The sequence below is a fragment of the Rhodanobacter lycopersici genome (genome assembly GCF_040812335.1).
In the GTDB taxonomy this organism is placed as follows: Bacteria; Pseudomonadota; Gammaproteobacteria; order Xanthomonadales; family Rhodanobacteraceae; genus Rhodanobacter_A; species Rhodanobacter_A lycopersici.
In genome coordinates this window covers 1,466,905-1,476,420 of the sequence record NZ_JBFOHK010000001.1, presented here as the reverse complement: position 1 = coordinate 1,476,420, position 9,516 = coordinate 1,466,905, and the positions used below count along the sequence as shown (strand labels likewise).

General features: G+C 68.4%; 11 protein-coding genes and 1 tRNA gene. 2 read left to right on the top strand and 10 right to left on the bottom strand.

Translation table 11 applies throughout. The features are described 5' to 3' along the window. Positions 1-30 precede the first annotated feature (30 nt). The 5 genes from ABQJ54_RS06800 to ABQJ54_RS06780 all read right to left on the bottom strand — a co-directional run bounded on the left by ABQJ54_RS06800 (position 31) and on the right by ABQJ54_RS06780 (position 3,607). Positions 31-915 (bottom strand): O-methyltransferase, encoded by an 885-nt coding sequence (locus tag ABQJ54_RS06800; protein WP_367853491.1) that lies wholly within the window; start codon positions 913-915, stop codon positions 31-33. Positions 916-1,048: 133 nt separating this feature from the next. After that, positions 1,049-1,124, bottom strand: a tRNA-Thr gene (locus ABQJ54_RS06795). A 24-nt stretch (positions 1,125-1,148) separates the two neighbouring features. Further along, positions 1,149-1,829: an SPOR domain-containing protein gene (locus ABQJ54_RS06790; protein WP_367853490.1), complete on the bottom strand. Its 681-nt coding sequence runs from the start codon at positions 1,827-1,829 to the stop codon at positions 1,149-1,151. 54 nt (positions 1,830-1,883) lie between these two features. Next, the gene (locus ABQJ54_RS06785; RefSeq protein WP_367853489.1) at positions 1,884-2,621 is read right to left on the bottom strand and encodes a type III pantothenate kinase; all 738 of its coding nucleotides are present in this window, start codon (positions 2,619-2,621) and stop codon (positions 1,884-1,886) included. Next, the gene (locus ABQJ54_RS06780; protein ID WP_367853488.1) at positions 2,618-3,607 is read right to left on the bottom strand and encodes a biotin--[acetyl-CoA-carboxylase] ligase; all 990 of its coding nucleotides are present in this window, start codon (positions 3,605-3,607) and stop codon (positions 2,618-2,620) included. Before ABQJ54_RS06780 ends, ABQJ54_RS06785 begins: the two co-directional genes overlap by 4 nt. A 214-nt stretch (positions 3,608-3,821) precedes the next feature. Here ABQJ54_RS06780 and ABQJ54_RS06775 point away from each other — a divergent pair, with 214 nt between their 5' ends. Continuing rightward, positions 3,822-4,163 carry a hypothetical protein gene (locus tag ABQJ54_RS06775; RefSeq protein WP_367853487.1) on the top strand — a complete coding sequence of 114 codons (342 nt, stop codon included), beginning with the start codon at positions 3,822-3,824 and terminating at the stop codon, positions 4,161-4,163. Positions 4,164-4,219: 56 nt separating this feature from the next. Here the strand turns inward: ABQJ54_RS06775 and ABQJ54_RS06770 are convergent, their stop codons facing one another. From ABQJ54_RS06770 to ABQJ54_RS06750, 5 genes are all read right to left on the bottom strand, one after another. Then, on the bottom strand, positions 4,220-5,632 hold the full coding sequence (locus ABQJ54_RS06770; RefSeq protein ID WP_367853578.1) for an ATP-binding protein: 1,413 nt from the start codon (positions 5,630-5,632) through the stop codon (positions 4,220-4,222). Continuing rightward, the gene (locus ABQJ54_RS06765) at positions 5,598-6,290 is read right to left on the bottom strand and encodes a response regulator transcription factor (RefSeq protein ID WP_367845376.1); all 693 of its coding nucleotides are present in this window, start codon (positions 6,288-6,290) and stop codon (positions 5,598-5,600) included. Before ABQJ54_RS06765 ends, ABQJ54_RS06770 begins: the two co-directional genes overlap by 35 nt. Next, positions 6,290-6,613, bottom strand: coding sequence for a PepSY domain-containing protein (locus ABQJ54_RS06760; RefSeq protein ID WP_367853486.1), 324 nt, complete (start codon positions 6,611-6,613; stop codon positions 6,290-6,292). Before ABQJ54_RS06760 ends, ABQJ54_RS06765 begins: the two co-directional genes overlap by 1 nt. 82 nt (positions 6,614-6,695) lie before the next feature. After that, positions 6,696-7,688 (bottom strand): tRNA dihydrouridine(20/20a) synthase DusA, encoded by a 993-nt coding sequence (dusA, locus tag ABQJ54_RS06755; RefSeq protein WP_367853485.1) that lies wholly within the window; start codon positions 7,686-7,688, stop codon positions 6,696-6,698. Between the two features lie 40 nt (positions 7,689-7,728). After that, positions 7,729-8,502, bottom strand: coding sequence for a TMEM175 family protein (locus ABQJ54_RS06750; protein ID WP_367853484.1), 774 nt, complete (start codon positions 8,500-8,502; stop codon positions 7,729-7,731). Positions 8,503-8,703: 201 nt separating this feature from the next. Between ABQJ54_RS06750 and ABQJ54_RS06745 the strand changes: the two genes are divergently transcribed. Next, a complete protein-coding gene (locus ABQJ54_RS06745; RefSeq protein WP_367853483.1) occupies positions 8,704-9,480 on the top strand; it encodes a ferredoxin--NADP reductase in 777 nt (258 codons plus the stop codon). Positions 9,481-9,516: the final 36 nt, after the last annotated feature.

Sequence of the window (9,516 nt, the reverse complement as noted above, 5' to 3'; positions counted from 1 at the left end):
TGGCGTGTGTGCCTTCCCCGCTCCAGCCGGTCAGGCGAGCTTCTCAAGCCAGAGACTCGATCCGTGCGTCATGCGACCGAAGAATTCCACGAGCGCAGGACGGTGAAAGGTCCGGGCCAGTGAGCCACCATAGATCACGCGGAAATTGCGGTTGCCAACCAATAGAGCCTGTAGCAGGTATTGCTCGTTCCATGAGAACCCGTGCTCCAGCACCCAGTCGGGTGGGTAATCGTGCGGGAAGAAGATGTCGTGGATGTGCACGATCACGCCCGGTGCGAGCGAGGGGAGCACGTCAAGGTAAAGATGCGTCACGTCGCTTCCCGTCTTGCAGACGTGCGATGAATCGATGAACAGCACATCGCCGGCTTCCAACTCCATGTACAACTCCGCCTGCACATCCTGAGCGCGCTGTTCGATCAGTGTGATGTGACCGGCATCGCGCATGCGATGCAGGAAAGGCCGCGGGTACGGTTCCACGCTGGTGATCGACGCCGATCTATCGAGGAACCTCGCGTTCACGTCCGTCATCAGCAGGGTGGAGTAGCCCGATCCAACCTCCACGATGTGTCGCGGCCGCAACATCCGCAACATGCAGAACAGCACGCGTGCATCCGCCGGTCCGAACTGGCTGTTTCCTTCGTGGAACCGCTCCAACGTTTCGTCCGGCGCGCCCTCGCTCAGGTAGTCGTATCCTTCGATCAGTGCCGGGAATCGACCGCGCAACAGCTCGTCATGAGACGCCGGAGCCCAGTCGATCCCGTGCACCGTTGGCTCGGTGGGGGCCACTTTCATCAACTCCGCCAGCGGCCCGGGATTGACCACGGCAGGCCAGAGGCGAGCCAGGTCGCGCTGTACTTCTGCAACGTCCACCACGGGCGAATAAAAGTGTCCGTCGGGGAAGGCCGGGCGCGTCATGGAGCGTCCTCGGGCAGCGGGACGCCAAGCATAGCGCCATGGCTGAACCTGGCCAGCGATCAAGCGCAGGCCCAGTGGCGAGGCCGAATAGCAGACGGGTCGCCGAACAGTAGACGAGCGACCGTCGCCAAGGTGGTGCCGGCAGCAGGAATCGAACCCGCGACCTACTGATTACAAATCAGTTGCTCTACCAACTGAGCTATGCCGGCGTGGGGCGGGATTCTAGCAGGCTCTCAGAAGCAACTCGTGCTGTGCGAACCCACGCCGTCGGCGTGGACGTGGCTGCGCCAGTCGAAACCGCTGCGGTCGGCCACCAGGTCGAGCCAGTATTGCGGCGCGCTTTCGGTGCGCTCGGTGATGCGGGCGGGGAAGCCGGCGGCGGTCACGTCGGCGCGGCGCTTGCGCGCATTGTCCTGGTCCTTGAACAGACCAAGCGAGATCGTGTTGGGCTGGTCGCCGCCGCTGACCACGAAGTAGTCCTTGATGCCGCGTGCGGCGAGCTGGCGGGTCAGCGCGAGCGCCTGCGCGCGGCTGGTGGGCGCGGGCAGGTAGACCCACCAGCTGCGCGACTGGGCGACCTGCTCCTGGCGCGAGCGCATGCGCTGGGTCAGTGCCGCCAGCGCGCTGCGGGCCTGCTGCAGGTCGTGCGGCGTAGCGAACGGGCCGAGCGTGAGGCAACGGTAGTCGGCAGGTGCATCCGCCGTGGCGGGCATGGACGCGGGAGCGGGCGGGGCGATGCTGTCCGCGGGTGCCGCCGTGGTTGCGTGTGCGGGCAGTTCGGAGAGCAGATGGAGTTCCGGCACGCCTGGATCGGTGGCCGGTGGAATGTGCGCATACGGCTGGCCGAGCAACAGCCAGGCGGCGGCCACGATGTTGAGCATGACCAGCAGCACGAACAGCAATCGCAGGAACATCGATCCCCCGTCATCCACGTCCGCGGCCGGCAGGATGCCGCGCCGCGCAGGTGCTCATTGTGCCGCGGCCCACACCGCCAGTCCGTGCAGCACGCTGTCGTGTGCGAGTTGTGCCGGCACGGCGAGCAGGGGCAGCAGCGCTTCCGCGTCGCCGCCACCCAGGCGCAGCGCGGGTGCACCGCCGAGCGCGGGTGCCATGCGTGCCGCGAAGCGTTCGATCAGCGCCGCCGCCGCCAGCCAGCAGCCGGAAGCCACCGCGTCGGCGGTATTGTCCGCCGCCTCGACGATCGTGCCCGCATGCGCGGGCCGCACCTGCGCAGTGGCGCCCAGCAGGGACTGCTGCATCAGCCGCGGCCCCGGCGCGATCAGGCCGCCGAGATGGCGGCCGTCGGCGGCCAGCGCATCCAGGGTGAGTGCGGTGCCCACGCCGGCCAGCACGCAGGGTGCAAGGCCGTCGGCACGGGCGGCGACCATCGCGAGGAAACGATCCACGCCCAGCCGTTGCGGCTCGGCGTAGGCGTTGCGCACGCCACAGGCTTCAGCAGGCGTGCGCAACCAATACGGCCCGTGCCCGAACGCGTGGTTGACGCAGGTGGCAACCAGCGCCTCGCGTGACGCGTCGACGACCGAGGCGCCGAATACGGCTTCCGGCGCAGCTGGCCCCGCCCACGCGGCGGCCAGTGTGCCGGCCACGTCTTCATGCCAGCCCACCGCGCCGTTGGCGAGTTGGTCGTCGCCGTTGCGCAGCACCCATTTCAGCCGGGTGTTGCCGAGATCCAGTAGCAGCCTCATGCGCGGCGCACCGTGACGTCGGCGCTGTCGATGCGCTGGATTTCGCCGTTGGGCAGGCGCAGCAGCAGGGCGCCGCGGCTGTCCACGCCGGCGCCGATGCCGTCGCGCTCACCACCGGCGCCGCTGAGCCGCAGTGCGCGGTCGCGCAGCAGGTCGTGGCAGGCGTACTCGTCCGCGAAAGCGGCGAAGCCCTCGCGCTCGAATTGGTGCAGGCCCTCGGCCAGCGCGGTGATCAGCGCCGCAGCCACACGGTTGCGGTCCGGCGGCGTGCCGCCGGCCAGCGTGGCGAGATCGCAGGCAGGCTGGCCGGCCTGCTCGCGCAGCACGTCGGTAAGTCGCAGGTTGAGGCCGATGCCGATCACCGCGGCACACGGCCCCTGGTATTCGCCGCTGAGCTCGACCAGGATGCCGGCCAGCTTGCCGGGTGTCTGGCCCGATGCGGCAGCCAGCACGTCGTTCGGCCATTTCAGGGAGGCGCCCGCGATGCCCAGCGATTCCAGCGTGCGCAGCACGATCACGCCGATCGCCAGCGACAGCCCCGACAGCGCGGCGAAGCCGGTGTCGAAGCGTTTCAGGCAGGAGAGATACAGGTTCAACCCCGGTGGGGACAGCCAGTGGCGACCGCGCCGGCCACGACCGGCGCTCTGCGTCTCGGCCAGCACCATGCTGAGGTCGGGCGTCGCGGTGCCGCGGCGCTGCAGTTCGCTGGAGGTGGAGTCGAGTTCCCAGTGCACCTCCAGCGTACCCAGCCGCTTGGCGACGTTGGCAGGCAGGGCGGCGCGGATGGCGGCCCCGTCGAGCAACTGCAGCGGCCATGGCAGGCGGTAACCGCTGATACCGCCTGCCTCGATCGGCACGCCGCGCGCGCGCAGTGCCTCGATCTGTTTCCACACCGCGGCACGGGTCACGCCAGCCCTGGCGGCCAGTTCGACGCCGGAACGCGGGGCGCCCGTGGCCAGCTCGGCCAGCAGTTCGGCCGGCTGCATCAGCGGGCCGTCCGGAAGCTTGCCGTACTGGCCGTGTGCCGCCGGGGCGCCGCCATGGAGCAGCGGCTGCAGGAGAGGGTGAAGATCACGGGCATCCGGCGGATTCTAGCGGGGTGCGGCGCTTCGAGGCACTGCCTGGGCCGTGGCACTGGCATCCAGCGTGCATTTCTGCGAGGATCGACAGCCTCGCTTGTGGATCAAGGGGTTGCATGCCATGAGTGCCAGACACTGGATGATCGGTTGCCTGATCGGTTTGGCCGGCATGGGCAGCGCCATGGCAACCGACACGGCCGCCCATGACATCACCACAAGCAGCCACAGCGCAGTCGACAGCAGTTCCCGCGAGGCCGGCAGCAGCAGTGGTGGCGACGTGATGGGGCTCAATCGCGACTGCCCTTCGTCGCGGCGCAGCAGCGACGCGGACGGCAGCGACTCCGACAGCCGCAGTGACGGCGCGGCCGGCGGCAGCGAACACGGCGGCCGCATCTCCGCACCCACCAGCGCGCGACCGGCCACCCTGGGCTGGCAGTCGTTGCTGCCGGGTTCCATCCAGTAAGACCTGTCCGGCAGGACGCATGTCGCGCGGCGCCCATTCGAGGCGCCGCAGCCGTTTTATTCCGGCGGCAGTTTCACGCTGAAGCGTGCGCCGCCCAGGTCAGGTGAACGGTCCACCGCCAGTTCGCCGCGGTAGGCGCGCACGATGTCCTGCACGATGGACAGGCCGATGCCGTGGCCCTGCACGCGTTCATCGCCGCGTACGCCGCGCTGCAGCACCTTCTCGATCTTGTCTGCGGCGATGCCAGGGCCGTCATCCTCCACGCTCAGCAGCAGGCCGGGGCGGGCACGGCCGGACTGGGGCTGTTTCTGCACCACCAGCAGCACGTGGTGGCGCGTCCACTTGAACGCGTTTTCCAGCAGGTTGCCCATCAGTTCGAGCAGGTCGTTCAGTTCACCGTGGAAGGAAGCGCCGTCCTCGATGTCGAACTCGCATAGCACGTTCTTCGCGGCGTAGACCTTTTCCAGGCCCTGCACCAGGTCCTCGGCATGGCTGGCGATCGGCACCGCGGCGGCGAAGGTCTGGCGGCCCGAGGTGGCCGCACGCGCCAGCTGGTAGGCGACCAGTTCGTCCATGCGGCGCACCTGGTCGAGCACGCCGCGCCGCGTGGGCTCGTCGCTGGCGGACTCCATCTGCGAACGGATCACCGCCAGCGGCGTCTTCAGGCTGTGCGCGAGGTCGGCGAGGGTGTGGCGGTAGCGCGTGCGCTGCTCGCGCTCGCTGTTGATGAAGGCGTTGATGCGCTCGGTGAGGCCGGTCAGCTCCAGCGGGTACTGGCTGTCCAGGTGGTCGCTGTCGCCGCGCTCGACTCGGCTCATGTCGCTGGCCACCTTGCGCAGCGGGGTGAGGCTCCAGCGCAGCAGCAGCAGCTGCAGCACGATCAGCATCATGCCCAGCACCGACAGCCACAGCGCCAGCGTGCGCCGGTACACCGCGTTCTCGCCTTCGAGCTGCTGCTCGGCCTGCGCCACCATGATGGTGGCGGGCGTCGATTTTCTGCCGTCCAGGGAGTCGAAGGTTACGCCTCTGGCGTAGTAGTAGAGCCGGCCCATGCGGGTGTCGACCGGGCCGGCGAACTGGTCCGAACCCACCGGCAACGGTTTCAGGAAGCGGAAATCGTGGCCGACTGCCGAGGTGGATTCCCAGTGGTAGCCGGCCGGCCCCAGGATCACCGCGTACAGGCCGGAGCCGGGCTGGGAGAACTTCTGCGGCGGCGAGTCGGGCGGCAACAGGCGGCCGTCGCGGTTGACGTCGGTGTGGGTGATGATGTCGGTGATGGCGGCGTCGCGCAGCTGGTCCTGCAGGTTGTTCAGCGCGGTCGTCTTCCTGGCCATGGACATGACCACGCCGACCAGGCCGAGGAAGGCGGCCAGCACGAAGCCGGTGGTGATGGCCGAGCGCGCCGCCAGCGACAGCGGGCGGCGCGCCACGGGGTCACTCGTCGTCGCCGTCGGTGCGGGGGATGGCAAAGCGGTATCCACGTCCACGCACGGTCTCGATGGGCTTGAGGGCGCCTTCCGGATCCAGCTTGCGGCGCAGGCGGCCGATGAAGACTTCCAGCACGTTGGAGTCGCGGTCGAAGTCCTGCTGGTAGATGTGCTCGGTGAGGTCGGCCTTGGAGACCAGCTCGCCGGCGTGCAGCATCAGGTACTCCAGCACCTTGTACTCGTAGCTGGTGAGGTCGACGATCTTGTCTTCCACCGTCACCGTCTGCGCGGTGGTGTCCAGCTTGATCGGGCCGCAGGCCAGCACCGGCTTGGACCAGCCGCTGGCGCGGCGCACCAGCGCGTTGATGCGGGCCAGCAGTTCCTCGACGTGGAACGGCTTGACCAGGTAGTCGTCGGCACCCTGTTTCAGGCCTTCGACCTTGTCCTGCCAGCCGCCGCGCGCGGTGAGGATCAGCACCGGATAGCGCTGGCCGTGCTCGCGCAGCGCCTTGATCAGGTCCATGCCGGACATCTTGGGCAGGCCCAGGTCGATGATGGCGAGGTCGAACGGCACCTCGCGGCCGAGGTAGAGCGCCTCTTCGCCGTCCTGCGCCGCGTCGACGGCGAAGCCGTCGCGCTTCAGTCGCGCCGCCAGCGTCTCGCGCAGCGGGGCCTCGTCTTCCACCAAGAGGATTCGCATCAGTGTCTCTCCTTGCCGCCGGCGCGCCGGCCTGGCGGGTTTCTGGGTGACGGGGAAGGTGGCCGCGTATTGTCGTTGCCGGTGGCACGTATCGTCATCACCCGCACGTGGCCCTGCGGCGTGAGTACCTTGATGCGGTACTCGGTACGGCGATCAAAGTGCCGCGATTCGGCCGACAGCACCTGGCCATTGGTTTCCTGCCGCGCCCGGGTCACGGCGTCGCCGAGGCTGAGGTCAGTCGGCCTGGTCTGCGCCGCCGCCGGGCTCGCGCCCAGCGCCAGCACCAGGGGCGCGAGCAACGGGAGGATTCGGTAGAGCTTCATCGGAATGCTTCGACCACGATCTGTCTCTGGCCGTTCAGTTTGGGCGAGCAGGGCTGAATAGTGACCGGACGGGCGGCCGCTGTCACGCCGCCGCCGTCAAGGGCGCCAGTGCCTGCTCGATCAGCCCCCAGCCCGCACCAGGCAGGTGCGCGCCTTCGCTGAGCACGCGGCGGAAGCCGCGCGCGCCCGGCTCGCCCTGGTACAGGCCCAGCAGGTGCCGGGTGATGTGCTTGAGCGCGGTGCCGCGCTTGAGCTCGGCCTCGACGTAGGGGCGCAGGCGCAACAGCACGTCCTCGCGGCCGGGCAGCGGCGTGCCATACAGCACATGTTCGAGCCGGGCCAGCAGGTACGGGTCGTGGTAGGCGGCGCGGCCCAGCATCACGCCATCCAGCTCGGCCAGTTGCGCCTGCACCTGTTCCAGCGTGGTGATGCCGCCGTTGATGGCGACCACCAGTTGCGGGAATTCGCGCTTCAGGCGGTGCACGCGCGGGTAGTCCAGCGGCGGGATCTCGCGGTTTTCCTTCGGCGACAGGCCCTGCAGCCAGGCCTTGCGCGCATGCACCACCAGCACTTCGACGCCGGCCTCCAGCATCATTTCGGTGAAGTGCTGCAGGTCGGCGTAGTCGTCCTGCTCGTCCACGCCGATGCGGCATTTCACCGTCACCGGCACACCCACCTCGTCGCGCATCGCCTTCACGCAGTCGGCCACCAGCGCGGGTTCGTACATCAGGCAGGCGCCGAAGCGGCCGGATTGCACGCGGTCGGAGGGGCAGCCCACGTTGAGGTTGATCTCGTCGTAGCCGGCCGCCGCGCCCAGCCGCGCCGCCGCGGCCAGCTCGGCCGGTTCGCTGCCGCCCAGCTGCAGCGCCACCGGGTGTTCCTCGTGGCTGTGTTCGAGCAGGCGCAACTGCCTGCCGCGCACCAGCGCCGCGCTGGTCACCATCTCGGTGTACAGCCGCGCGTGCGGGGAGAGCAGGCGGTGGAAGAAGCGGCAGTGCCGGTCCGTCCAGTCCATCATGGGCGCAACGGACAGGCGCCAGTCTCCGGCGTCGGGTTTGGGGGCAGGTGCAGTCATCAGGCCGCCATTGTCCCGTATCGGCAAGGCGTGGTGGAAATCAGCCTTCGGCCGCTTTCGCCGCACGCCGCATGTGCCGCTCGGCGATGCGCAGGGCCACGACCACCACAAGCAAGGCCGCGGCCAGCCAGAGCGCGGGCAGAACCCACGCCGCGAGCGTGGCCCAGATCATGCTGAGGAACAGGTCGTGCAGCAACCACGCCTTGGCGCGGGCGGGCAACAGGTCGGGCGCCAGTCTGGCGATGAAGGCCGCATAGCCCCAGGCCGCAGCCAGGCAGAGCTGGATCAACAGCATGATGAGCAGGTAAGGCAGGAGTCCGTTCGTCGAAAACTCCAGCACCGTCTTGAACGCCGGGGCTGCGTTGCTTGCCGGCAGGAGGTCGGGCAGCTTGCTGCCAGCCACCATCGCGTGGAGCCCCATCCTCAGCGGGACTCCGTGTACTTCCTGCAGGGTGCCGTTGACGATCATGTTGCGGATCAGCACCGGCACCAGCGCCACCAGGCTGAGCAGCAGCATGGTGAACACGGTCAGCGGCGTGTCGATGCGGCGCAATTGCGCCATGGCTCGGCGATGCTGGTACCACACGCCGGCGATGAGGTAAAAGCTGAGGAAATAGACCAGCAGCGGTACGCCCCAGACCTGCAGCATGGTCTGGCCCGGCTTCGCCTCCGGCCGCAGCTCCACCGCCGACAGGGTCAGCGCGATGGCGAACACGCCGTCGGCGAGCATCACCAGGCGATCGAAATGGCGCTGGTGGACGTGGTGTTCGCGTACGGGTTGCACGTGCGCGTGCGGGTCGGCATTCGGTTCCATCGGCCTTTCCTTGTTCAAGGTTGACGAATGATGCCGGAGAAAGCGGCGGGCGGCGCTGGCGCGGATCGCGTAAAATGGTGCAATGCCGTGTTCGTACGCGGCCACTCGCCAGGTTCCCCGGCCCAAGCCATCCCACGCGAGTCCCGTTGCCGCAATGACGCGGCGCGTTTTCCCGACCGGCAATCCGAGACGACGATACCCATGGTGGCTTTCGCGACCGAGCACGTGATCGACGTGCAGCACTGGAACGACACGCTGTTCTCCTTCCGCACCACGCGCGACCCGGGCTTCCGCTTCGACAGCGGGCAGTTCGTGATGATCGGGCTGGAAACCGAAGGTCGTCCGCTGATGCGCGCCTACTCCATCGCCAGCGCAAGCTGGGAGGAACACCTGGAGTTCTTCTCGATCAAGGTGCCGAACGGTCCGCTCACCTCGCGCCTGCAGCACCTGAAGCCCGGTGATCCGCTGATGGTGACGCGCAAGCCCACCGGCACCCTGGTGCTCACCGACCTGAAGCCCGGCAGGCACCTCTACCTGCTCGGCACCGGCACGGGGCTGGCGCCGTTCATGAGCATCATCCGCGACCCCGACACCTACGAGCGCTACGACAGGATCGTGCTGGCCCATGGCGTGCGCCATGTGGACGACCTGGCCTACGCGCACTACCTCGAACACGAACTGCCGCAGCACGAATACCTGGGCGAGCTGGTGCGCGGGAAGCTGATCTACTACCCCACGGTGACGCGCGAGCCGTTCAGGAACCGCGGCCGCATCACCGATGCCATCGCCGACGGCATGATGAGCCAGGTCACCGGCCTGCCTCCGCTCGATCCGTCGACCGACCGCGTGATGCTGTGCGGCAGCCCGGCGATGCTGGACGACCTCTGCGCTTTGCTCGACGGCCGCGGCTTCCAGGCCTCGCCGCGTACCCGCGAGCCGGGCGATTACGTGATCGAGCGGGCATTCGTGGAGAAGTAGGGCGGCCGATCCGGCCTGTCCGGCCGGCGGCGTGTC